This is a genomic window from Hyunsoonleella sp. J2K-J805, assembly GCF_057167125.1.
In genome coordinates this window covers 248,746-272,005 of record NZ_CM169901.1, presented here as the reverse complement: position 1 = coordinate 272,005, position 23,260 = coordinate 248,746, and the positions used below count along the sequence as shown (strand labels likewise).

21 protein-coding genes are annotated in these 23,260 nt (G+C 33.6%); 12 read left to right on the top strand and 9 right to left on the bottom strand.

Annotated elements, in window-relative coordinates:
• Nucleotides 1-82 precede the first annotated feature (82 nt).
• Together AC1B0Z_RS01115 and AC1B0Z_RS01110 are read right to left on the bottom strand one after the other, a co-directional pair.
• The gene (locus AC1B0Z_RS01115) at nt 83-841 is read right to left on the bottom strand and encodes a hypothetical protein (RefSeq protein ID WP_483793675.1); all 759 of its coding nucleotides are present in this window, start codon (nt 839-841) and stop codon (nt 83-85) included.
• Nucleotides 842-1,113: 272 nt separating this feature from the next.
• Nucleotides 1,114-2,328 (bottom strand): peroxiredoxin family protein, encoded by a 1,215-nt coding sequence (locus AC1B0Z_RS01110; RefSeq protein WP_483793673.1) that lies wholly within the window; start codon nt 2,326-2,328, stop codon nt 1,114-1,116.
• A 147-nt stretch (nt 2,329-2,475) separates the two neighbouring features.
• On the opposite strand from AC1B0Z_RS01110, the gene pheT reads away from it, so the two are divergent.
• The 3 genes from pheT (at nt 2,476) to AC1B0Z_RS01095 (ending at nt 6,141) form a co-directional block, all read left to right on the top strand.
• The gene (pheT, locus tag AC1B0Z_RS01105) at nt 2,476-4,905 is read left to right on the top strand and encodes a phenylalanine--tRNA ligase subunit beta (RefSeq protein WP_483793672.1); all 2,430 of its coding nucleotides are present in this window, start codon (nt 2,476-2,478) and stop codon (nt 4,903-4,905) included.
• A 76-nt stretch (nt 4,906-4,981) separates the two neighbouring features.
• Entirely contained in the window at nt 4,982-5,842 is an 861-nt protein-coding gene (locus tag AC1B0Z_RS01100; protein WP_483793671.1) for a phosphatase PAP2 family protein, read from the top strand.
• A gap of 59 nt (nt 5,843-5,901) precedes the next feature.
• Nucleotides 5,902-6,141 (top strand): putative signal transducing protein, encoded by a 240-nt coding sequence (locus AC1B0Z_RS01095; protein WP_483793670.1) that lies wholly within the window; start codon nt 5,902-5,904, stop codon nt 6,139-6,141.
• Here the strand turns inward: AC1B0Z_RS01095 and AC1B0Z_RS01090 are convergent, their stop codons facing one another.
• A complete protein-coding gene (locus tag AC1B0Z_RS01090; protein ID WP_483793668.1) occupies nt 6,142-7,767 on the bottom strand; it encodes an ABC-F family ATP-binding cassette domain-containing protein in 1,626 nt (541 codons plus the stop codon).
• A 186-nt stretch (nt 7,768-7,953) separates the two neighbouring features.
• Here AC1B0Z_RS01090 and AC1B0Z_RS01085 point away from each other — a divergent pair, with 186 nt between their 5' ends.
• The 3 genes from AC1B0Z_RS01085 (at nt 7,954) to trmD (ending at nt 10,429) form a co-directional block, all read left to right on the top strand.
• Nucleotides 7,954-9,363 carry a TlpA family protein disulfide reductase gene (locus AC1B0Z_RS01085; RefSeq protein ID WP_483793667.1) on the top strand — a complete coding sequence of 470 codons (1,410 nt, stop codon included), beginning with the start codon at nt 7,954-7,956 and terminating at the stop codon, nt 9,361-9,363.
• A 96-nt stretch (nt 9,364-9,459) separates the two neighbouring features.
• Complete coding sequence (locus AC1B0Z_RS01080) at nt 9,460-9,642, top strand: hypothetical protein (protein ID WP_483793666.1); 183 nt, start codon at nt 9,460-9,462, stop codon at nt 9,640-9,642.
• 109 nt (nt 9,643-9,751) lie between these two features.
• Nucleotides 9,752-10,429 carry a tRNA (guanosine(37)-N1)-methyltransferase TrmD gene (gene trmD / locus AC1B0Z_RS01075; RefSeq protein WP_483793665.1) on the top strand — a complete coding sequence of 226 codons (678 nt, stop codon included), beginning with the start codon at nt 9,752-9,754 and terminating at the stop codon, nt 10,427-10,429.
• A 63-nt stretch (nt 10,430-10,492) separates the two neighbouring features.
• Here trmD and AC1B0Z_RS01070 read toward each other — a convergent pair whose 3' ends face one another.
• Nucleotides 10,493-12,388, bottom strand: coding sequence for a M61 family metallopeptidase (locus AC1B0Z_RS01070; protein ID WP_483793664.1), 1,896 nt, complete (start codon nt 12,386-12,388; stop codon nt 10,493-10,495).
• A gap of 93 nt (nt 12,389-12,481) precedes the next feature.
• Between AC1B0Z_RS01070 and AC1B0Z_RS01065 the strand changes: the two genes are divergently transcribed.
• The 6 genes from AC1B0Z_RS01065 to AC1B0Z_RS01040 are packed head-to-tail and all read left to right on the top strand — an operon-like array spanning nt 12,482 to nt 18,259.
• Nucleotides 12,482-13,489: a glycosyltransferase family 2 protein gene (locus AC1B0Z_RS01065; protein ID WP_483793663.1), complete on the top strand. Its 1,008-nt coding sequence runs from the start codon at nt 12,482-12,484 to the stop codon at nt 13,487-13,489.
• 51 nt (nt 13,490-13,540) lie between these two features.
• Complete coding sequence (locus AC1B0Z_RS01060; RefSeq protein ID WP_483793661.1) at nt 13,541-15,466, top strand: BatA domain-containing protein; 1,926 nt, start codon at nt 13,541-13,543, stop codon at nt 15,464-15,466.
• Nucleotides 15,463-16,716 carry a dihydroorotase gene (locus tag AC1B0Z_RS01055; RefSeq protein WP_483793660.1) on the top strand — a complete coding sequence of 418 codons (1,254 nt, stop codon included), beginning with the start codon at nt 15,463-15,465 and terminating at the stop codon, nt 16,714-16,716. Before AC1B0Z_RS01060 ends, AC1B0Z_RS01055 begins: the two co-directional genes overlap by 4 nt.
• 1 nt (nt 16,717) lies before the next feature.
• Nucleotides 16,718-17,047 (top strand): hypothetical protein, encoded by a 330-nt coding sequence (locus tag AC1B0Z_RS01050; RefSeq protein ID WP_483793659.1) that lies wholly within the window; start codon nt 16,718-16,720, stop codon nt 17,045-17,047.
• A gap of 5 nt (nt 17,048-17,052) precedes the next feature.
• A complete protein-coding gene (locus AC1B0Z_RS01045; protein ID WP_483793658.1) occupies nt 17,053-17,709 on the top strand; it encodes an alpha/beta hydrolase in 657 nt (218 codons plus the stop codon).
• Nucleotides 17,710-17,743: 34 nt separating this feature from the next.
• Nucleotides 17,744-18,259, top strand: coding sequence for a nuclear transport factor 2 family protein (locus AC1B0Z_RS01040; RefSeq protein ID WP_483793657.1), 516 nt, complete (start codon nt 17,744-17,746; stop codon nt 18,257-18,259).
• A gap of 54 nt (nt 18,260-18,313) precedes the next feature.
• On the opposite strand, the gene AC1B0Z_RS01035 is transcribed toward AC1B0Z_RS01040, so the two are convergent.
• The 5 genes from AC1B0Z_RS01035 to AC1B0Z_RS01015 form a co-directional block, all read right to left on the bottom strand.
• Entirely contained in the window at nt 18,314-19,018 is a 705-nt protein-coding gene (locus tag AC1B0Z_RS01035; protein ID WP_092580534.1) for a response regulator transcription factor, read from the bottom strand.
• 4 nt (nt 19,019-19,022) lie between these two features.
• A complete protein-coding gene (locus tag AC1B0Z_RS01030) occupies nt 19,023-20,594 on the bottom strand; it encodes a sensor histidine kinase (RefSeq protein ID WP_483793656.1) in 1,572 nt (523 codons plus the stop codon).
• An 80-nt stretch (nt 20,595-20,674) separates the two neighbouring features.
• Nucleotides 20,675-21,259, bottom strand: a complete 585-nt coding sequence (gene coaE / locus AC1B0Z_RS01025; protein WP_483793654.1) for a dephospho-CoA kinase — start codon at nt 21,257-21,259, stop codon at nt 20,675-20,677.
• Nucleotides 21,256-22,221: a CdaR family protein gene (locus AC1B0Z_RS01020; RefSeq protein WP_483793653.1), complete on the bottom strand. Its 966-nt coding sequence runs from the start codon at nt 22,219-22,221 to the stop codon at nt 21,256-21,258. The genes coaE and AC1B0Z_RS01020 overlap by 4 nt, the downstream gene beginning before the upstream one ends.
• Entirely contained in the window at nt 22,218-23,225 is a 1,008-nt protein-coding gene (locus AC1B0Z_RS01015; RefSeq protein ID WP_483793652.1) for a glycosyltransferase family 2 protein, read from the bottom strand. Before AC1B0Z_RS01015 ends, AC1B0Z_RS01020 begins: the two co-directional genes overlap by 4 nt.
• Nucleotides 23,226-23,260 lie beyond the last annotated feature (35 nt).

Below are 23,260 nucleotides of genomic sequence, written 5' to 3'. Positions count from 1 at the left end.
ACACAAAGATACCCTTAATTATTGGCTTAAAAAGTGATATTTATCACGTTTTCAAGACGTTTTATTATCGGTGTTAAAACGGTTATTTACTTTTAAAAAAAGCTTCCCCTTTTACCAACCAAGAAAACCCAAAGGCTTCAACAGCTATGGCTTCCATCCAAAAGGTTAAATTATTCGCGTCGTAAATAGGTTTAAAGTCTGTATCAAAAGACCCTGCCAGAATTGCAAGTAAACTAAACACCATAATTACACCACAAATTCTGTATACCACATTTTGGTTTTTTACCTTGTTTGGTGTACAACTTTCTGGTTTAAATTCCAGCTTATCTTTATTTTCTTTGGTAAAAATAAATAAACTCATAATGGCCAAACTCCCTAAAAATATAGCGGCACTGATATAGTGAAAAACATTTCTAAATGAATTGTCTTCTATGTGGGCGATATTTACAGAATCACATATATCACAACAATTTTGAGTTATGGGATTGGTAGGAAAAAGCAATAGCAGTAACGCGCCAATAGCTGCAGTCGTAGACCAAAAGAAACCGCCTTTTCCTTTTTTGTAGACCAGAAGAAAAATTGCTATAAGGCTTACCACGATTATAAATATGACATTGGAACGTGTAAAATAATAATGACTAATTGAGGGTAACACTTTAAAGTGTTGATTTACAATTATTAAAAATAGCCATAGTAACAATGGCAACAGCATTCCTAAAACACCTATTATTCTGCTCAGGGTTTTTGCACTTTGCAACCAAATATTGTCCTCGGGTTCCTGAAAATCTATATGAAACATCTTGGATATTTTATCCATTATATTCATCTCTTGCTTTTCCATGCACTATAAATTAACTACGACAAGTTAATAAATTGGTCTTAATAATATCGCAGGGGTTTTCTGGAGAAGTGCAGATTTAAAGACAAAAAACTCAACCTTAGTCTTAGATTGAGCTTAATTACTGATAGTTTGGTTTGATTGATGAAGAAAAAACCTATAGTTTTAATTATTAGCAAATTACAGGCTATTTCAATATGCTAATGTTAGCGCTTTGTTAAATAAACGGTAAATAATGTTAATTAACAGTTTTAACATTTACTAGTGAATTGAAACTATTCAGCTAATAGTTCATTAATAAAAAGATTAAATTCTTCCTTAAACTCAATGAATTTTTGTCCAGTGGCAGGTCCGTTAAACCCTGTATGAATTTTTCTGACCTTACCATTCTTATCAACAAAAATTGTAGTAGGGTAAGACAACACATGGTTAAGCATAGGTAACTTTTCTTGTGCTCTTGCTTTACTGGAAGAACCATATTGTGCTAATAAAACGGGGTAATTAATTCCTGTTTTGTCCTTCAGCCGTTTTATGTTGTTAAATGCCTTTTCCTTGGAATTCACATATTCAAAAGCTAAAGCAATAATCTCTAAGTCTTTATCCTCATTGGCGTTATAATATTCTGCATAAAACTCGCTTTCATCCAAACAATTGGGGCACCATGTGCCCATAATTTGAATTATAACTACTTTATCCTTAAACCTTTCGTCATCTAAGGAAACCATATTTCCGCTGTTATCAGGAAATGAAAACTCTATCTTCTCGTATCCTTCTTTCAAATAAGTTAGCGTATTGGCATCAGGTAGCTCATAATCATCATTACGCTTTGCTACAAAAGATTCTTTCCAATGATTCCCGGAATAGAACATTCCCGCCATTGTGCTGTCATTTACTTTAGCTGTAAACAAAAAGGCATGCGCACCATCAAATGTAGATAACCTTAGCTGATTACCATTTAAAACACCTTCCAGATAACGATAATCTCCGGTTGTAGTTCGAAATGTACCTGTCACCTTATTAGCATACTGTTTAAAAACACCTTTGGCTATATATTTATCTTCTTCAGAATTTGGACTGAAAACAGTCTCCCATCCGCCTTCAATATTGTATCTGGAAATGCTATCAACTGCATCAAACCTAGTGTCATTCTTTTTTGCACTAAAATCCATCACCCTGTTCAAATTTTCCTTAATGAAACTTCCCCGTAACGCACTGTCCTTGATTTCAGCTACTATATAACCTTCAAAAACTGGCGTTTGTATGTACACTGAATCATTATTATATGTAACATTATTTACTTCAATAATCTCCTCAGCATTGAAAATTCTCAATTCATTTTCAGACACAACTTCAAAAACAAAAGGCAGGTTCAAAGTATCATTAACTTTCAGTTCGGCCCTATATTTCGAAGGTTCCAATTTTTTAATGCTCACCTCTTCTTTACAAGAAAAAACAAGGATTATAAGTAAGGATATATATTTATATTTCATTTGGAAGTATGGCTACGAATTAGAACAATTTTTGGCAAGATACTGAACAACTTTCAAACAATTATTTTCGCCATACAAAATAAGGGGCATTATTTGAATACTAGCTTCAAAGAATTATCTTTGCCTCCTCTAATAGGATAACGATTTATGAAGATTTCTTATAACTGGTTGAAGCAATTTATTGATATTGAATGGACGCCAGAACAAACCAGCGAGCTATTAACCGATTTAGGATTAGAAGTTGAAGGATTGGAAAAATACCAATCTGTAAAGGGCGGTTTAGATGGCGTTGTTGTTGGGAAGGTTTTAACTTGTGAGAAACACCCAAATGCCGATAAACTGAAAGTAACCACAGTAGATTTAGGTGGTGATACTCCATTGCAAATAGTTTGTGGCGCACCCAATGTAGCAGCAGGCCAAAAAGTACCAGTTGCCACGATTGGCACAACTTTATATACCGAAGAAGGAGAGGCATGGAAAATTAAGAAAGGAAAAATTAGAGGAGAAGAGAGTCATGGGATGATTTGTGCTGAAGACGAACTTGGTCTTGGCACATCACATGATGGTATTATGGTTTTAGATGAAAAACTAAAAGTTGGCACGCCTGCTGCCGACGTTTTTGAAATAGAAAATGATACGGTTTTTGAAATTGGCTTAACCCCAAACAGAGCGGATGCCATGAGCCATTACGGTACCGCACGCGATCTTAAAGCAGGGTTACTTCAAAAAGAAGTGAAAGTAGAGTTGATAACACCATCCGTTAGTGCTTTTAACGTTGAAAACAGAACATTAAAAATAGATGTCGATGTTATCGATAAAGAACTGGCACCTCGCTATTGTGGTGTTACCATTTCTGGAATTAAAGTGACGGATTCTCCGCAATGGTTACAACATAGGCTTAAAGCTATTGGACTTAGCCCAATAAACAATGTGGTAGATGCCACAAATTATGTATTACACGAACTGGGGCAACCCTTACACGCCTTTGATGCTGGCAAGATTGAAGGTGATAAAATTGAAGTAAAAACATTAAAAAAAGGCACTAAGTTTATAACTCTTGACGGTGTTGAAAGAGAATTACACGACGAAGATTTAATGATTTGCGATGCTGAAAAACCAATGTGTATTGCAGGTGTTTTTGGTGGTATTGAATCTGGTGTAACTGAAAAAACAAGGAGTATATTTTTAGAAAGCGCATATTTTGACCCTGTAAGCATAAGAAAAACGGCCAAACACCATGGTTTGAATACAGACGCATCATTCCGTTTTGAGCGGGGCATTGATCCAAATATTACTGAATATGCATTAAAACGTGCTGCACTTTTAATTCAAGAATTAGCGGGTGGAGATATTACAAGTGACATTGTGGATATCTACCCAAAAAAGATTGAAGATTTTCAAGTACGCCTGAGTTTCGAAAACGCTAAAAAAATAATAGGTGAGGAAATTCCAAAAGAAACTATTAAACGCATACTAACGTCTCTTGACATTAAAGTAAACAATGTCACAGAAACTGGTTTAGGACTGACCGTACCTGCTTTTAGGAATGATGTACTAAGGGAAGCAGATGTTATTGAGGAGATACTTAGGGTTTATGGTTATAACAATATCAACATCTCTAACAAACTAAATGCCTCAATATCCAGTATGTCTCGTTTTGAGGATTTTAAAGTCCAGAATACTATTGGCAACCAATTGGCCGGACAAGGTTTTTTCGAAATTCTATCAAACTCATTGACTACTCCTGATTATACTAGCTTAAGTGAGCAACTAAAAACCGATCATAATATCGAAATGCTTAACCCGTTGAGCAATGAACTTTCAGTTTTAAGACAATCCTTAGTATTTTCAGGGCTTGAAGCAATATCATATAACATCAATAGAAAACGACACGATTTAAAGCTCTTTGAATTCGGAAAAACATACCATAACTTTTCCGAAGACAAAGAGGAACATAAACATTTAACTGTTTTCGCAACTGGCAATCAGTACGCTGAAAGCTGGAATACTAATTCAAAACTTAAAAGTGACTTTTTCTTTCTAAAAGGGTTTGTAAGTGCTATTCTTGAACGCTTGGGTATTGCAAGATATAACGAATCGCCTATTAAAAATGATTTATTCAGTGAAGGTGTTTCGTTTAGTTTAGGAAAAATAAAGCTTGTGGACTTTGGTTTAATAACCAAAACTGTGCTAAAGCATTTTGACATTTCTCAGGAAGTGGTTTGCGCTGATTTTAATTGGGATACCATTTTAGATATAATTAAGAGAAATAAAATTGTATTTAAATCCATACCCAAATATCCTAAAGTACGCAGAGACTTTGCATTATTGATAGATGATAATATTTTATTCAAAGATTTATATAAAATAGCAAAACAAACTGAAAGACAATTACTTAAAGAAGTAAATCTATTTGATGTTTATCAAGGTAAAAACTTACCAAAAGGCAAAAAAAGTTATGCGGTTAGTTTTATTCTTCAAGATGAAAATAAAACACTTACCGATAAGCAAATTGACAAAATAATGGCAAAGCTTCAAATTAATTTCGAGAAACAGTTTGGGGCTGAATTGAGATAAAATAATCTTGCCAAATTGATACTTTTGCTTACGAGTTCTTTTTTTGATTCCTTTTAATTTTTTTACTGTAAGAGCCATGAGTTTTTTGAAGCCTTTTGTCTATTTTTTTATAGTAGGTATATTTACTAGCATTAGTGCTCAATCTCCTAGAGGTAATGATGCTTTAACCCTTAAGGATGACCAATCTATACCACAACTTTTAAAACACGACATTAAACAAACACTAAAAAGTGTTGGGCACAGTTTTACAAGGCCGTTGCATTGGAAGGGTAAAGACTTTGGTAAACTAGGTGGCTTTATCGTTGGTACGGTAGCCTTATCTAGCTTAGATAAAGAGACAAACCGTTTTTTTGCTAGAAATAAAGAAGATTTTCCAAAGGGTATAAGAGATTTTGGTTGGTATTTTGGGAGTCCACAAAACTATTTTATTGCAAATGCAGGATTGTATGGCTTTGGTTTAGCTACTAAAAATGAAAAAATCAGAAAAACAAGTGTACTTATCATTTCATCATCTATTACTAGTGGGGCTATAAACAGCTTATTAAAAGGGAGTGTTGGGCGTTCAAGACCAAATCATACAGGCGACCCTTTTAATTTTAGACTGTTCTCTTCTGAGCCAGGATACCACTCTTTTCCATCAGGACATACCACTTTATCTATTACCATGTCTCATGCTATTGCTAAACAGTTTAATAATACGTGGGTAAAAGTTGGTATATACAGTATTGGCGCCATTGCTCCTATTTCTCGATTAGTTGATGGCGCTCATTGGCTTACGGATATTTCTTTTTCCGCCGCATTAAGTATTATCGTGGTAGATGGTATTGATAAATTTCTCTTCAACTCTAAAGCCTACAATTATAGCAAAGCACATGCTAAAATATCTTGGAATTTAAAGCTATCTAATAACCAAATCGGTATTGTCGGAACGTTTTAAACCTTTTAAATCTCGATTTTTTTTTGTAACTTTAAGTGAAATCTTTTAACCTTTTGGCTATGGAAGTATCTAATTATATTAAAGTTTTTTCTGGAAACTTCATTCAAGTTCAACGTGTTTTTAACGCATTAGAACAAGAAAATATTTGTGCCATAATTAAAGACGAGTCTGAATCTGGAAGACTAGCAGGCTTTGGTGCCAGTATTCAAGGCTTTCAAGAAATTCATGTGCATAAGGATGAATTGGATAAAGTTACGCCAATTCTAAATCGTCTTCTCTCTGAAATAGAAGAAGCATAATTAAGCGGTTACCGCATACATTTTATCGCGTAACTCCTTTATTTTAGCATCCTGCATGTAATCATCAAATGTTGTGTATCGATCGATAACACCGTTTGGTGTCAACTCCACAACGCGGTTTGCAACCGTTTGCGCAAACTCATGATCGTGCGTAGTAAACAATACGGTTCCTTTAAAGTTTTTTAATGAATTATTAAAAGCCGTAATACTTTCAAGATCTAAATGGTTAGTTGGTTCATCTAGCATCAACACATTGGCTCTTATCATCATCATTCTACTTAACATACAGCGTACTTTTTCTCCCCCAGAAAGCACATTACACTTTTTTAAGGCCTCTTCCCCACTAAAAATCATTTTACCTAAAAACCCACGAATATAGACTTCCTCTCGTTCTTCTTCGGTTTGTGCCCATTGACGTAACCAATCTACAAGTGATAAATCGCTTTGAAAATATTCACCGTTATCCAATGGCAAGTAAGATTGTGTAGTAGTTACACCCCAAGCATATTTCCCCGCATCTGCTGATTCTTTACCATTTATAATTTGATAAAATGCCGTAGTGGCTCTGGAATCTCTTGAAAACACAACAACCTTATCTCCTTTTGCTAAATTTAAATCTATGTTGTTAAATAAAGTTTCGCCATCTAACGAAGCAGTTAAACCTTCAATATTTAAAATTTGGTCCCCAGCCTCACGTTCACGCTCAAAAATTATGGCCGGATAGCGACGGCTTGAAGGTTTAATATCAGAGATGTTCAATTTATCAATCATCTTTTTTCTACTTGTAGCCTGCTTACTCTTGGCAACGTTGGCAGAAAAACGGCGGATAAATTCCTCTAACTCCTTTTTCTTCTCCTCAGCTTTTTTATTCTGTTGTGCGCGTTGTTTGGCGGCTAATTGAGAAGACTCATACCAAAACGTATAGTTCCCAGAATAGTGCGTAATCTTTCCAAAATCAATATCAGAAATATGTGTACAAACAGCATCTAAAAAGTGACGGTCGTGAGATACAACAATCACACAATTTTCATAATTAGCCAAGAAATTCTCTAACCAAGAAATGGTTTCATAATCGAGGTCGTTGGTTGGCTCATCCATAATGAGCACATCAGGATTCCCAAAAAGTGCCTGCGCCAAAAGCACTCGAACTTTTTGCTTGCCATCTAAATCGGCCATTAGGCTATAATGTAAATCTTCTTTAATCCCTAAATTAGATAGTAATGCAGCGGCATCACTTTCAGCATTCCAACCATTCATTTCCTCAAACTGCACCTGCAATTCTCCAATTTTTTCAGCATTCTCATCTGAGTAGTCCGCGTAAAGCGCATCTATTTCAGTCTTAATTTTAAACAATGGCTTATTACCCATTAAAACCGTTTCTAAAACGTTATGCGTATCATACAAATTATGATTTTGCTCTAGAACCGACATACGCTTGCCTGTTTCCAAACTTACATTACCTGAAGTTGGCTCTTGCTTTCTGGAAAGGATCCTTAAAAATGTAGATTTCCCAGAACCATTGGCACCAATAATACCATAGCAATTACCAGTAGTAAACGATGTATTTACCTCATCAAATAAAACACGTTTTCCAAATTGCACCGAGAGGTTTGAAACTGATAGCATAACCTTATCTTAAAATTTTTGCAAAAGTAAAAAAATCTAAGCGTTAGTAAAGTATAATAAATTTAATTTTTAGCGCTTCACTAGAGATATGGTAACATTTAACAACGCCTTAACAGCCTGTTACTAGTGCAAAACATATTTTTGTATTGGCAGATTATTACGTCTGCTTTTTTTGAAGAGGGATTTATGAAAATATACTTATACATAGTATGTATTGCTTTTGCTTTAATTAGTTGTGGTACGGATTCTTGTAACTACGCGATACTTGGAGGCGAAATAATTAATAAGAACACAGACTATGTGGTTCTTTATGATTCCAAGGAGGTTTTAGATACTGTAAAACTTGACGGCAACAGTCGTTTTTCATACAAAATAGAAGGCTTGACTTCTGGATTTTATACATTCCGTCATGGTGGTGAAATTCAGATGGTACTTTTGGAACCCGGAGACAGCCTTATGTTTCGTTTAAACACTTTTGATTTTGACGAATCGCTAGTATATACTGGTAAAGGTGCCAAAAAGAACAATTATTTAATCAATGATTTTCTTCAGAGTGAAAAAGAGGAAAAGGAGGTTTTTAAATTATGCCAATTAGAACCGAAATCCTTCGAAAAGGAAATAGATTCTATCAGATCAAAAAAAATAAAGAAGCTTAAACAATTTCAGGAAAAGCATAATACCTCTGAGCTGTTTAACAAAATAGCCCAGGCTAATATTGATTACGATTATTATTCCAGTAAAGAGGTATATCCATTTGTGCATTATGGGAGGAATAAGAAAAAAATAATTGAGGCTTTACCTTCAGATTTTTACAGTTATCGTGAACACATAAACTATAATGACGATTTTTTTAAGGATTATTTTAATTACACTTCATTCCTTAAACGAAGCTTTAATAATATAGCTCTGGAAACCCATGTTAAGCATGCAAAATCGCCTTACCAAATTTGGACAAACTATTGCTACAATCTTGAAAAAATGAAGGTGGTAGACAGTTTGGTACAAAATAAAGATATCAAAAATCAATTGCTCTATCATTATGCTATGTCTTTCTTATCAAAGAGTAGAAAAGTTGAAGATAACGAGAAAGTGATAAATTATTTCCTTTCAAAAAGCTCAGATAAAAATCATAATGATTTGATTGTTGCTTACAACTCCTCTATGAACAAGCTTAAACCAGGAGAGTTATTTCCAGATATTCATGTGCGAAACCTAAGAAATGATCTGGTCAACATGAATTCGATAATTAACAAACCTACTGTTGTTTATTTTTGGTCTCATCTATATAAAGATTATTTTGATACCACACACAAACGTGTAAGAGAACTAACTTTAAAATATCCTGAAGTGGAATTTATCTCTGTGAATATTGACGATTACAGCAAAGAACGGTGGGCATCAACCATAAAAAATAAAAGGAATGCGCTGCAACACGAATATATTTTTGAAGAGCCCGAAATATCCAGACAAAAATTAGCTGTTTATCCACTTACGAAGGTAATTTTAGTCAGTGACGAAAGTAAGATCGTTAATGGTCATGCCAACATGTTTTCTAATGGGTTTGAAGAAGAAATTCTGGGTTTATTAAATCTTTAAACTGACAAATTTTCATTCGTTTAGTCAAACTTTGTTTGGAATATTTTTTGATACAGAACATTCAGTTTTATAGTTTAATCTTAAATATTTTAAATTATGGAAGGAACATCTGTTAAGGTCAATTTTATTGGCAAAGAAGGAAACAAGTACTTCATTAAGTTTCCTGATCTAAAAATTCCTGTTTCAGTAAACAAAAACTTGTACCAAAAAATGTTAAACAGCGATATGTATGAGTTTGTGAATTTACCAAGCCAACACTCTAAAGTAAATTCAGCATAGTTTTCAATATTTAAACAGAGATTAAAAGTAGAAGGTTGTCTCATTACAAGGCAACCTTTAGTGTTTTATTAAGGAACAATTCAATTATATTTGCTGTAACATTTAAATTATGCGCATAGATATTATTACCGTATTACCAGAACTGCTAAAAAGTCCGTTTGAAGCATCTATTTTAAAGCGCGCTATAACAGCAAATTTGGTAGAAATTCATTTTCACAATCTTCGCGATTATGCCACTGATAATTATAAATCGATAGACGATACACAATTTGGTGGTGGAGCAGGTATGGTAATGATGGTAGAACCTATACATAAATGTATTTCAAACCTCAAATCGCTACGCGATTATGATGAAGTAATTTATATGACACCTGATGGAGCAACCCTTAATCAGGGTATAGCGAATCAAATTAGCATTAAAGAGAACATTATCATTCTTTGTGGGCATTATAAAGGTGTAGACCAACGTGTTCGTGATCATTTAATTACCAAAGAAATTTCCATAGGAGATTTTGTACTTTCTGGTGGAGAACTTGCAGCAGCGGTATTGTGTGATGCTATAATTCGATTGATCCCTGGTGTTTTAGGCAATGAAACTTCGGCCCTAACCGACTCGTTTCAGGATAATCTATTAGCACCTCCTATCTATACAAAACCTAGAGAATATAATGGCTGGAAAGTTCCAGAACTATTGTTTAGCGGCAACTTACCTAAAATTGAGGAATGGCGTGAGGAACAGGCGTATAAGCGCACTAAAGAGCGTCGTCCTGATCTCCTAGAGGATTAGTGAAAACAAAAAAGCGATTAAATCAAAATGAAATAATCGCTTTTTGTATAATTTAAAATAAATCTATCCTTTCATCCATGCTTTTCTAAGAGCAACCTGCTTCTCGGTAGCATCTTCTTTTTCAATTAAACCTATACCAGTTGTATAACCCTGAGTTGTAGTAGTTTTAATTACAATTTCTTCACCGTTTCTGTTCAGTTTTACCTCAATGTCCTTTCCTGGTTTCCACATAAACACTTCTTGGAGTACTTGATTAGCATTCATCAAGGTTAGTTGGGTACCATTGATGGTTTCAATAACGTCATTAGCTTGTATACCTTGCTCCGCCCAAAAACTGTTTTGTAACGCTACTGCAGTAAAAAAAATAGTGCCTTTTTGTCCGTCACCGCTAACTATAGGCATATTGTTCATCATAATGTAGTTGGCCTTGATTTTTGTGTCTCCTATTTCCAGCCCTACTTTTTCAAAAAAGTCCTCATACTTTATTGGTAAATCACCAACAACATGTGTATTTAAAAACTCTCCAACTGATGGGTATGTCATTTCTGTTATTTCAGAAATTAATTTATCATCTTCAAAAGGTTTGTTTTTTCCGTACTTATTTGACAATTCCTTCATTAGTGATAAAATACCTCTATTGCCATTACTTACTTCACGCATCAAAATATCAATACACATTCCAATTAATGCTCCTTTTTGATATACATTAATATATTGATCTTTATATGGCGCTTTAAGCACATTTTCACTCATAATGGTAAAACTCATAGCGTCATCATAAGCCTTTGATGCCTGTATTTTACCCATGATCTTATTATAAAAATCTTCTTTTTCAACGAGACCTTGATCTATTTGGAATAATGTTGCGAAATACTCTGTAACACCTTCATACATCCACAGATGCTTAGAAAAGGTTGGATTGTTATAATCGAAATAATGTACATCCTCAGAGTGCACACTCAAAGGTGTTACAATGTGAAAAAACTCATGAGACACCACATCAATCATACTTTCAGCCAAAGCAGATTCGTCCATTGCTTCTGGTAAAACTACAACAGTTGATGTATGGTGCTCCAACGCCCCAAACCCTTTTGGGGAGTCTTCCTTTCCTTCTGATAGGTACAGATAAATATCATATCGGGGCGTAGCATTAATATCTCCCAAATATGCTTTTTGAGCTTTCATCATCTTAAAAACAGTTTCTTTTAATGATGCCGCCGTATGGACTTTGTTTGGCGAATACACGCTTAAAACTATTTTTATATCTCCAACTTGAAATTCCTCAACATCCAAGTTACCGTACATCATTGGGTTATCTGTAATATCAAAATATCGTGGGGCTATATAGCTAGATGTCATATACTTACCATCATCACTTGTGCTTGAAGATGTATTCTGCAATGCAGAAGTACGCGCAAAATCTGCAGGAGCAGTAACATCCAATTTATATTGATTGCTCTTAAGTGAATCGAAATACCCAATAAAACCATGTAAATTCAACACATAATTTTCTGGCTCAATGTTAGTGCCTGATGGAGAAAATGGCTGTTCCTCTCCTATGCCTCCTCTGGTCTCAATATCATAGGTATCGTTAACCATGTAAGTAATTTTATCAAGTGATTTTGCGTTTTGTATCGTCCAAGAATTATCGTCAACTTTATTGGCTGGAATTTCATTTCCATCGTAATCAATAGCTTTGAAGTCTTCAACATATTTTCCAAAATCGCTTACGGAATACGTACCTTGAACTACCCGCGGCAATCTGTAGGTTACGGTTTCAACAGTAAAACGCCCAGGGTTTATTACAACAGGGGCTTTATCATCCACAACATTTGATAAATCAATCTGCGCATCAATTGGTAAATTAACAGCCAAATCATTTACCTTACCTTTTCCTGCACCACAACCAAATAGCATTGCACTTAGGCAAATTGACGCTATAAAAACTCTAATATTCATTTGTAAATTTTTAAATTAAAAAGTGAATCCAAAAATAATATTATGTGCTACCATGTTTTCCCAAGGTTTTGTTAAAAGATACTATATTCGCTCATGCAACAGCCACTAGTAAGCATATTAACACCATTTAAGAATACTGAAAACTTTTTAGCAGAATGCTTAAATTCTATTCTAGAGCAGACCTATACGAACTGGGAATTACTCATAATAGACGACCATTCTACGGACGATAGTTATAGTTTAGTTGAAACATTTGCAACAGCAGATCGCCGCATAAAACTTTTAAAAAATAATGGAAACGGTATTATTGATGCTTTGAAACTGGCTTTTAAAAACAGTTCTGGCGCTTTGATAACACGCATGGATAGTGATGATATTATGTTGCCAAATAAGCTTGAAGTTTTAGCTTATAATTTATTGACCCATGGAAAAAACCATGTGGCTATTGGCTTGGTTGAATATTTTAATGATAATGGTGTTGGCCCTGGTTACAAAAGCTATGAAGTTTGGCTTAATACGCTTACCAAATTAGGCAATAACTACAGCGAAATATATAAAGAATGTGTTATTCCCTCACCGTGTTGGATGCTATACAGAGAAGATCTTGAAGCCTGTGGTGCATTTTATCCTGATATTTATCCAGAGGATTATGACCTAACATTCCGATTTTATAAAAATGATTATTCATGTATCCCTTGTAACACTGTAATCCACAAATGGCGTGATTACAGTACCAGAACTTCTAGAACCCATATACATTATGCTCAAAATCATTTTACAGCTTTAAAAGTGAAACATTTCTTAGATATTGATTACAATCCTTCTAAAAACCTAGTGATTTGGGGCGCAGGTACAAAAGGGAAACTAATGGCTAGTATATTTATTGTGCGTCATATTCCTTTTGAATGGATTTGCGATAACCCAAATAAAATTGGAAAAGAAATTTATGGCAAGCGTATGCTTAATTTTGATGCATTAGCCGAGATTGAAAATCCACAAAGTTTGATAACAGTTGCTAATAAGGACGCCCAAAAAGAAATCAAAACATATTTAAATAAATTGGATTTAGAACCGTTTAAGGACTATATTTTCTTTTGTTAGACATAATTAGAATCAAAAAAAATACGTAGGTTTGATAAACTAAAAAAATAAATGCAGTTTAAATACCCCGAACTTCTTTACGCTTTATTTTTACTGGTTATTCCTATAATAGTTCATTTATTTCAACTTCGAAAATTTAAAAAAGTACCCTTCACAAATGTCGCTTTTTTAAAGAATGTAGTGATACAAACCCGTAAAAGTTCACAGTTAAAAAAGTGGTTAACGCTTATAACCAGATTGTTGCTATTTGCTGCTATTATTTTTGCTTTTGCACAACCTTTTTATTCTAAAAACAACACCCTCAACAAAAAGACCGAAACAGTTGTATATTTAGATAACTCCTTTAGTATGCAGGCAAAAGGCGACAGAGGTGTTCTATTAAAACGAGCGATTCAAGACTTGCTACTCAATGTGCCAGAAGATGAAAATTTATCCATTTTCACAAATTCTGAAACCTATAAAAATACAACCTTAGGGGCTATCAAAAATAGCTTATTGCAACTGGAATATGCCCCTAAAAGCGTGTCTTTTAAAACTGCGCTATTAAAAAGTAAAAATTTATTTAGCAAAGACGTAAAAACTGCAAAAAACCTGATTTTTATTTCAGATTTTCAGAATCAAGATGAAATGTTCAATCCTGAAAAAGATTCCCTAATAACGTTACATGCTGTAAAATTAGAGCCTATTAATACTCAAAACGTTGCAATAGACTCCGCTTATATCTCAAAATCAAATCCAGTCAAATTAGAGCTAACCGTTATTGTAACAAATAGCGGAAATCCTATTGAAAATCTACCGGTTTCACTTCTTAATAATACTAGTTTAATTGCGAAAACCTCTACACAAATTGACAAAGAAGCAAAAGTTACATTTGATTTACCTATAAACGAACTCATCAATGGTGAAATAAAAATTAATGATACACACTTATCGTTTGACAATAGGCTCTTCTTTAACATCAATACTCCAGAAAAGATTAATGTTTTAGCAATCAGTAATACAGATTCAAATTTTCTAGAACGTATTTATACCGAAGATGAATTTGTATTGATGACTTATAGTTTAAAAAACTTGGACTATAATCGGATAAACAATCAAAACCTAATTATACTTAACGAGCTTAAAACTATACCAAATTCCCTTAGTACAGTTTTAAGCACCTTTACCAATAATGGCGGTACAGTTTTAATTATTCCTGCTAAAAATGCAACTATCGATTCTTACAATGAATTTTTGTCTAATTATAGGCAAGGTTTTAAAAACGAAGTGACATCAGCAAAGCGTATTACCACCATAAATTATAGCCATCCACTATACAATAATGGTGTTTTTGAAAAACGAGTTACTAACTTTCAATATCCAAAAATTAATTCCTTTTACAGTTTAAATTCTAGGGCTGCAGCTCCCATTCTCTCCTTTGAAGATGGAACGCCTTTTTTAATAAGCAGTAATAAAATGTATCTTTTTACGGGACCATTAAATACTCAAAATTCAAATTTTAAAAGTTCACCCTTAATCGTCCCAACCTTATACAACATTGCGAAGCGCAGCTTTAAAATCCCTAAATTATATTACAATATTGGAGCACAAAATAGCTTTGAGGTAAAAGTGAGTTTACAGCAGGACGAAGTACTAACCTTACATCTCAATAGTGAGAGCATCATCCCGAGACAACAAAACTTTAATAATAAAGTAATGGTAACCACTGATGAACTTCCAAAACGTGATGGTATCTATCAGGTTAAAAACAATGAGTCTATTGTTAAGAATGTAAGCTTTAATTTCAACAGAAAGGAAAGTGGGTTAACGTATCAAAATGTTAATAATCTAGAATTTGTTGAAACCAGCAGTACCATAAGCGAGTTGTTTGATACTTTAAAAAGTGAGACCAAAGTTAATGCCTTGTGGAAATGGTTTGTTATTTTTGCACTAATTCTGTTACTTACAGAAATGCTCATCTTAAAATATTTTGAATGAACATACTCATAAAATCCGCCACAATACTTGATGCGAAAAGTGATTTTCATAACACAACTCAAGATATTTTAATTGAAGACGGATTAATTACCAAAATAGATTCTAAACTAAAAAATCCAGAAAACTATCAGGAAATTGCTTTTGAAAACCTCCATGTTTCCCAAGGGTGGTTTGATAGCAGTGTGTCTTTTGCAGAACCAGGTTTTGAAGAGCGGGAAAATATTGCCAATGGAATTAAAACTGCGGCGCTATCTGGGTTTACTGCGGTAGCACTAAATCCAAATACAAATCCGATAATCGATACTAGTGCTGATGTATCCTTTATCATATCGAAAAGTGCAAACAGCGCGGTTAATGTCTTACCAATTGGTGCATTAACAAGACATAGCAAAGGCGAAGATTTAGCTGAATTATATGATATGATGAATGCTGGCGCCGTGGCATTTTACGATTACAAATCGCCTATTTCAAATCCTAATCTTTTAAAGATTGCTTTGCAATACGCTAGCAATTTTGGAGGCTTGGTTTGTTCATTTCCTCAGGAAAGTAAGATTTCTGGACTTGGTGTTATGAACGAAAATATTACAAGTACAGCATTAGGATTAAAGGGAAATCCTGCGCTTGCAGAAGAGCTACAAGTAGCAAGAGATTTATTTTTATTGGAATATACAGGAGGAAAATTACATATTCCTACGATTTCTACCGCAAAAAGTGTAACATTAATTAGAGAAGCCAAAGCGAAAGGACTAGATATAAGCTGTAGTGTTGCCATACATAACCTTTATTTTACAGATGACGCGTTAAAAGGTTTTGATACTAATTTTAAAGTGAAACCACCATTACGCCTTCAAGAAGATATAGATGCTTTGATAGATGCTGTGAAAGATGGCACCATTGATATGGTAACAAGCGATCATAATCCTTTGGATATTGAGTTAAAAAAGATTGAATTTGATCACGCAGAATATGGCACCATTGGTTTAGAAAGTGCTTTTGGCGCATTACAACAAAAATTCACCTTAAAAAAGACCATAGACATCCTTACCAAAGGAAAACAAAGATTTGGCTTAGACCAATCGCCAATACAAATTGGAAACAAAATAAATGCTACGTTATTCAATCCAAATATAAAATATACATTTTCAAAAGAACATATACTTTCAAAATCGCACAATTCAATTTTTAAAGGAGAACGTTTAAAGGGAAGTGTTTATGGCGTTATTTCTAATAATATTTTAGCTTTAAAGTAAAATGACACAACAAGATATTCAAGAAGGTAAAGTGCTCTCAGTTGTTAGCTATTTAGGAATTATCGGTATCATTATCGCTTATTTTATGAATAACGATAAGAAAAATCCTTTTATAAGCTTCAATGTAAGACAATCTTTAGGATTATGGATTGTATTCCATCTATTTGCATTTGTTGCCAGTTCTTTTGATAGCTGGATGGTTACTTCGGCATTCTATTTATGTTTTGCTATTCTTATCATATACGCCTTAATTAATGCAGTTGGTGGTAAAGTGCAAACAGTGCCATTGGTTGGCGACTTTTTTCAAAGAATTTTTTCAAGCGTAGGTTAATAAATATGCTACACACATCCTTGTCTTTAGATTACGTTATGCGTCCTTCAAATATAGAAGAAAGGGCACCTTTACTCATCATGTTACATGGTTATGGAAGTGATGAAAACGACTTGTTCTCTTTTGCTAATGAATTACCTGAGGAAATTTTAATAGTTTCCGCCAAAGCGCCTTACAGCATGCAACCTTTTGGCAACGCTTGGTACGCCATTAATTTTGATGCCGAAAAAGGAAAATGGAATGACAACTTGCAAGCTAAACAATCGGTGGACTTGATTGCTAGATTTATTGATGAAATCGTTGCAAAATATGGTGCTGCAAAAAATAACGTTACACTTTTAGGTTTTAGCCAAGGCTCAATTTTGAGCTATGCAGTGGCTTTAACTTATCCTCAGAAGGTTAAAAACGTAGTAGCTCTAAGCGGTTATATTAATCAAGATATTTTACCTGAAGATTTAAATAAACAGGACTTCTCGCATTTAAACTTTTATTGTTCCCATGGCAGTGTAGATCAGGTAATCCCACCTGACTGGGCGAGACAAACACAACCTTTTCTAAACGCATTGCAAATAAAAAATGTGTATTCTGAGTTTCCTGTTGGGCATGGCGTTGCACCACAAAACTTTTACGAGTTTAAGGAATGGCTTCAAAAGCGCATCTAAAATTTTCTTACCTTTTATTTTTATTACGCTTGGCATGAAGCCTTTATATTCTTTTTTTGTGTGTCTTTTTTTGCTTGCAACACATGCTGTTAAAGCGCAAAATCATGAAACTCTAAAATCCATAAATTCAGAAGCCTGGAGTAGTTTCACAAAGGCTTATGAAACTCTTGACTTTAATTTATTTGCTAGTATTCATAGTGATAGCTTAATTCGCATTAGTGGGAATTCAAAGCACGTTAAAAACAAAAAAGAATACATTGAAGGCTATAAAAGTTGGTGGAAAGATGCATCATTAAATCAAACTATTTCATTTCGGTTTTTTGAACGCATTCAAAATGGAGAGAAAGCATCAGAGCGCGGGATTTATAAATTAACCCAAAATGCTAAAACGTCAGAAGAAAAGTCGTATTACGGTAAATTTCATGTCATTCATGTAAAAGAAAATGGCGTATGGAAGATTTTAGTGGATTATGATTCAAATGAAAATGACTCGATTAATAGCAGTTCCTATCAAAGTGCTTTCTCAATAGATGATTTTTCTAAGTTTTAAAAACAAAAAAATCCAGCTTTTGCTGGATTTCTATTTATCAATTATAGAATCTTTCTAGCTATTCACCACTAATCTGAAGCCTTCACCGTGAATATTTAAAATTTCAACTTTTTCATCTGGCTTTAAATACTTACGTAACTTCGCAATATACACATCCATACTTCTAGATGTGAAATAGTTGTCATCTCGCCATATTTTTGTCAGAGCCAATTCTCGTGGCATTAAATCATTTTCATGTAACGCCAATAAACGCAACAATTCATTCTCTTTTGGGGACAATTTTACTGGCTCTCCCCCATCAAATCTTAAAAAACGCAATTTAGAGTTTAAGTGAAAACGTCCTATTTCGAATTCAAATTGTTTACTGTCTGCGATGGTCTCAGTAGCTTTACGCTGCATGATAGCCTTTATCTTCATTAGCAATACTTCGCTGTCAAAAGGTTTGTTTAAATAATCATCCGCTCCAACTTTGTAACCTTTTAGTACATCTTCCTTCATGGCCTTTGCAGTTAAAAATACAATAGGCACATCTGTATTCTTTTCACGTATTTCTTTAGCAAGCGTAAACCCGTCTTTATAAGGCATCATCACATCTAAAATGCATAAATCGTAATCGTCCTTCTTAAATTTTTCAAAGCCCTCCATACCATTCTTTGCATGCACCACGTCATAATCATTCATCATTAAATAATCCCTTAGAACAGTCCCAAAATTTGGGTCATCTTCTACTAATAAAATTTTCTTATTTTGTTCTTCCATAATTTTATGATATTACCGGAAGTTTTATTGTAAATGTACTTCCTTTACCTTTTTCACTTTCTACTGATACAAAGCCTTGGTGATCATCAACGATTCGCTTTACATAAGCTAAACCTAAACCATGACCTTTTACGTTATGTATATCTCCCGTATGTTCCCGATAAAATTTTTCGAAAACACGTTTGGCAGCAGTCTTACTCATGCCACTACCCTGATCTTGTATTTTTAATATAATATTAGTGCCAACATTTTCTGTAAAAACGTCTATTTTAGGTGCGTCCGGTGAATATTTAATGGCATTGTCCAACATATTCACTATTACATTTGTAAAATGCGTGTCATTTGCTAAAACCGATGTCCGTTCTGCCTCTAAATGTATTTTTATATACCCTTGCCTATCTTCTACAATCAATTCTACATGAGTTACTGCATCTTCTATTAGGTCGTGCAAATCAACCCTATCCTTACTAATATTTAGTTCATTTTTCTCTAGTTTAGATATTCTCAATACGTTTTCAACCTGAGCGTGCATTCGCTTATTTTCCTCCCTTATCATATCAAGATAACGTATTACTTTATCCTTACTATCAATGATTTTAGGATTTTTTATCGCATCTAACGCTAAATTAATTGTGGCGATAGGCGTTTTAAACTCATGTGTCATATTATTGATAAAATCTGTTTTAATCTGTGAAATTTTACGTTGTTTTATCAATTGAAATAGAGCACTTGAATATGCTATAATTATGATAGATGTAAACACAATTGATAATAAAACCATTCCTAATATTGAGGAAAAGATAAACTTATTATCCCCTGGAAAATTTACTAAAAGCTTGTAATTACTCTGATTGTTCTCATCGTAAAAAATAGGCACACTAAAGGTTGATGCTTCCGTTCTTTCAAATTCGTCACTGTAAAGTTTGGTTGCCAAATCTCTACTGTAAACTGCAAATTCAAAATCGATATCAATACTATTTTGTTGCAGTTTTGACCTTAGCATTTCTTCTAATTCATCTGTAGAAACACGCTCATAAACTGGCCTTTGTTTTGCTAACGCTCTAAAATTCTTTTCGAAAGAATTTCTTTGAGCTTCACTTAGCACACCACTGTGCACAATATTTAAAATAGGAGATTTGTCAATATCGATATCTGAAGATTCAGAACCCTCGATAACTTGCATCTCAGAATTTCCTATAATTCGTTTGATATCAATACTATCTAAACCAATGTCAAAGAGCGAAGAAGATAACTTATAGTTCTCTTCTAAAACATCACTTTTATAAATAAGCATGTCTTTCGTGCTGTTATTTCTTTGATAAATAAACAACTGTGAAACAGCAGCTGAGTCTATCTTTTTTTCACTGTCCAACTTTTGAAAACGCTCAAAATAATTATCAAGTTCTTTCTTCTCAATAGCATTGGACACATAACTTAAAGCACTTTTTACATTAAATTTAAAACGCTCCTTTTCGTTTTCGTAAGCATCATTTATAAAATATGCCTGAACAAAAATAATTCCTATAAGTGACAGACTCATTAATATGACCGATAGGACAAATACTTTTTTGCTCATTACCCAAAATTAACATTTTAACATTTAGCCAACTTATCATTTAACCTTACATTAACAAAAATGTTGAAATCTAAAACTTATTATATTTTTTGAAGAATTTGTTGGTGAATATTTTGCACCTGAAGTCTTGTGTCATCTAGGTTTTTATTGACAATTACAAAATCTGAGTGTTTTATTTTTTTACGATCACTCCATTGATTTTTCATTATTGCCTTAATTTTTTCTTTTGTGGTATTATCTCGTTTCAAAAGGCGCTCTATCCTCAGTGATTTTGGTGCAGTAACGGTAATAATTAAATTGCATTGTGCATTACCCCCATTTTCAAATAGAATTGCCACTTCCTTAATTACATAAGGCGTATCCTGTTTAACCATCCACTTTTCAAAATGACGTGCCACTTTAGGGTGCACAATAGCGTTCATTTTCTCTAGGTAAGATTTATCATTAAAAATGATATTTGCAATATATTCCTTATTGAGCTTGTCATCAACATAAGCATTTTCTCCTAATAAGGCTTTTAATTTTCGTTTTATTACTTTAGAACGATTCATCAATTTTTTGGCCTCAACGTCAGCTATATAAACGGGAACCCCGAGAGCCTTAAACTCTTTAGCTACTGTAGTTTTACCACTACCAATACCTCCTGTTAAGCCAACAATTATCATTTCAAAATTATAAATTCTATTTGCTGTTGATTGAGTTTTGCATACTTTACCCCGTCTGGTGTATGTACTAATTCAGGAATAAGAATATATTGATTTTCGTTAACTTTATTAAAATCACAACTTACCTTAAAATCGTTGGGTTTTATAGTATTAAAATTATCCAAACTGGTATAATAGGATACTTTTACTTCCTTTGGGAAATACTTAATCGATATATCCTGTGGCACGTTAATAATCTTGACGGGAATGGTTACCGTGCCTTCCGTGAATTTTTTAACGTTGGCTGTAAACTTCACTTCATTAACCGAAAACTTTAAGTCTTTTGAATATTCAGGAAAAACTAATTTAGTGGTTTGTGATATATCAGTTTTTACTTGTTTTAGCGACACCTTTTGTGCGTTTATATGATTGATGCTTTGAACCACATCATGGGGACCTATGATGACCAATGAATCTGGAATAGTAGTGTAATTATCTAAAATATCAAATCCTGGTGCAAACGATATGTCCGTTTCAATATGAATGGGTACTTTCTTTACAAGATTAGTGTCATATTTAAACACTAGTGTGTCTGGATTAATTCCTAACAATTTCACATTATTTTGAAATGGTTTTTTCTCGTTGAGATAAGATATCGATTTGGTATATACATAAGTATTTTGCTTTTTATAAACTTCATTTGAAAAATCAATACTCACATTAGGTGATTGAAAGTAATATTTTAACCAATTAAAACCGTGGGTTTTGAGTGTGACCGACAATTTTTGTGTGGAATCTTTCAAGATTACTTCATCATCAGGCACGTTTATTTTTTTGATGTTTAATGCTATGGTGTTGGTATATTCCTTTGATAGTTTAGTGAAAATTAAAATTATAAAAGCCGAAATGAGAAACAATAAAAACACATTAAGTCTTTTATTCTTAATGGAAGTTAATAATTCTGATTTTATTGCTTTTATCATTTCAACTTAAAAAAAAGTTTTGGATAGTGCGTTTCAGGGTCTTTATTTAAAAGATGAATAGCTATGGTTGATTCTAAAAACCCTAAACCATAACCCAAAAACTGAATACAAATTGCCCATAGCGCCATTAGTGATACCTTTAGGCTTTTTGTGATGTATAGAGCAATAATAAAAGTAATTGCAAAATACAGAAAGTACAAAATGAGCAACCAACTAAACCCGAAAATTGCCAATATTATGGAAACATCAAAACCTATAATGAAAATTGTAGGAAACCAATAAGTAAGCCTTTTTGTTTGCGGGTGCCATTTATTTAAAATGGGACGCACCAAACCAAATTTGCGAACCTGTTGTTTAAATTTACTCCATGAAATACGCCGCTTGTGGTACACAATAGCTTCTGGAATCAATTTTGTTTCAAACCCCAAATCCCATAATCGTATGGACAAATCTGGGTCTTCCCCAGGATGTATTTGCCCAAAGCCTTTTGAAGCTTGAAAGGCTTTTTTTGAAAGTCCCATATTAAAACTTCTCGGTTGGAATTTATCAACAGCATTTTTATTACCCCTTATGCCTCCAGTGGTAATAAATGAGGTCATGGCAAAATTAATGGCTTTTTGCAAATCACTAAACGATTCATGTGCAGCATCTGGTCCACCAAAACAATCTACAAAGGTTTCTTTTAAACTTTTATCAACTGCATCCAGATAGTTCTCCGGCAATATCACATCGCTATCCAAAATGATAAAATAGTTGCCCTTTGCATGTTGCATCCCGTAGTTTCTGGAATCGCCAGGTCCTGTGTTTTCCTTAAAAAAATAAGAAATATTTAAATCATTTTGATACTTATCAATTATCGCCTCAGAAGTTTGAGTAGACCCATCTTCAACTATTACAATTTCATACTTCAGATTAGTTGTCATACCCTTAAAACTATTCAAGAGTTCATCAACTTCCTCAGGTCGATTATAAACTGGTATAATAAATGAGTATTGCAATTGCATAGAACAAAAGTAACTATTCCTAACAAAAAAGACCT

Excerpts from the sequence above, each read along its gene's own strand:
- AC1B0Z_RS01050 (WP_483793659.1), top strand. The coding sequence starts at position 16,718 with ATGACACAACAAGATATTCAAGAAGGTAAAGTGCTCTCAGTTGTTAGC.
- AC1B0Z_RS01085 (WP_483793667.1), top strand. The coding sequence starts at position 7,954 with ATGAAAATATACTTATACATAGTATGTATTGCTTTTGCTTTAATTAGT.
- coaE (WP_483793654.1), bottom strand. The coding sequence starts at position 21,259 with ATGATAATTGTTGGCTTAACAGGAGGTATTGGTAGTGGTAAAACTACA.
- AC1B0Z_RS01030 (WP_483793656.1), bottom strand. The coding sequence starts at position 20,594 with ATGAGCAAAAAAGTATTTGTCCTATCGGTCATATTAATGAGTCTGTCA.
- pheT (WP_483793672.1), top strand. The coding sequence starts at position 2,476 with ATGAAGATTTCTTATAACTGGTTGAAGCAATTTATTGATATTGAATGG.
- AC1B0Z_RS01115 (WP_483793675.1), bottom strand. The coding sequence starts at position 841 with ATGGAAAAGCAAGAGATGAATATAATGGATAAAATATCCAAGATGTTT.
- AC1B0Z_RS01065 (WP_483793663.1), top strand. The coding sequence starts at position 12,482 with ATGCAACAGCCACTAGTAAGCATATTAACACCATTTAAGAATACTGAA.
- AC1B0Z_RS01020 (WP_483793653.1), bottom strand. The coding sequence starts at position 22,221 with ATGATAAAAGCAATAAAATCAGAATTATTAACTTCCATTAAGAATAAA.
- AC1B0Z_RS01045 (WP_483793658.1), top strand. The coding sequence starts at position 17,053 with ATGCTACACACATCCTTGTCTTTAGATTACGTTATGCGTCCTTCAAAT.
- AC1B0Z_RS01035 (WP_092580534.1), bottom strand. The coding sequence starts at position 19,018 with ATGGAAGAACAAAATAAGAAAATTTTATTAGTAGAAGATGACCCAAAT.
- AC1B0Z_RS01110 (WP_483793673.1), bottom strand. The coding sequence starts at position 2,328 with ATGAAATATAAATATATATCCTTACTTATAATCCTTGTTTTTTCTTGT.
- AC1B0Z_RS01070 (WP_483793664.1), bottom strand. The coding sequence starts at position 12,388 with ATGAATATTAGAGTTTTTATAGCGTCAATTTGCCTAAGTGCAATGCTA.
- AC1B0Z_RS01095 (WP_483793670.1), top strand. The coding sequence starts at position 5,902 with ATGGAAGTATCTAATTATATTAAAGTTTTTTCTGGAAACTTCATTCAA.
- AC1B0Z_RS01015 (WP_483793652.1), bottom strand. The coding sequence starts at position 23,225 with ATGCAATTGCAATACTCATTTATTATACCAGTTTATAATCGACCTGAG.
- AC1B0Z_RS01055 (WP_483793660.1), top strand. The coding sequence starts at position 15,463 with ATGAACATACTCATAAAATCCGCCACAATACTTGATGCGAAAAGTGAT.
- AC1B0Z_RS01060 (WP_483793661.1), top strand. The coding sequence starts at position 13,541 with ATGCAGTTTAAATACCCCGAACTTCTTTACGCTTTATTTTTACTGGTT.
- AC1B0Z_RS01100 (WP_483793671.1), top strand. The coding sequence starts at position 4,982 with ATGAGTTTTTTGAAGCCTTTTGTCTATTTTTTTATAGTAGGTATATTT.
- AC1B0Z_RS01040 (WP_483793657.1), top strand. The coding sequence starts at position 17,744 with ATGAAGCCTTTATATTCTTTTTTTGTGTGTCTTTTTTTGCTTGCAACA.
- AC1B0Z_RS01080 (WP_483793666.1), top strand. The coding sequence starts at position 9,460 with ATGGAAGGAACATCTGTTAAGGTCAATTTTATTGGCAAAGAAGGAAAC.
- AC1B0Z_RS01090 (WP_483793668.1), bottom strand. The coding sequence starts at position 7,767 with ATGCTATCAGTTTCAAACCTCTCGGTGCAATTTGGAAAACGTGTTTTA.
- trmD (WP_483793665.1), top strand. The coding sequence starts at position 9,752 with ATGCGCATAGATATTATTACCGTATTACCAGAACTGCTAAAAAGTCCG.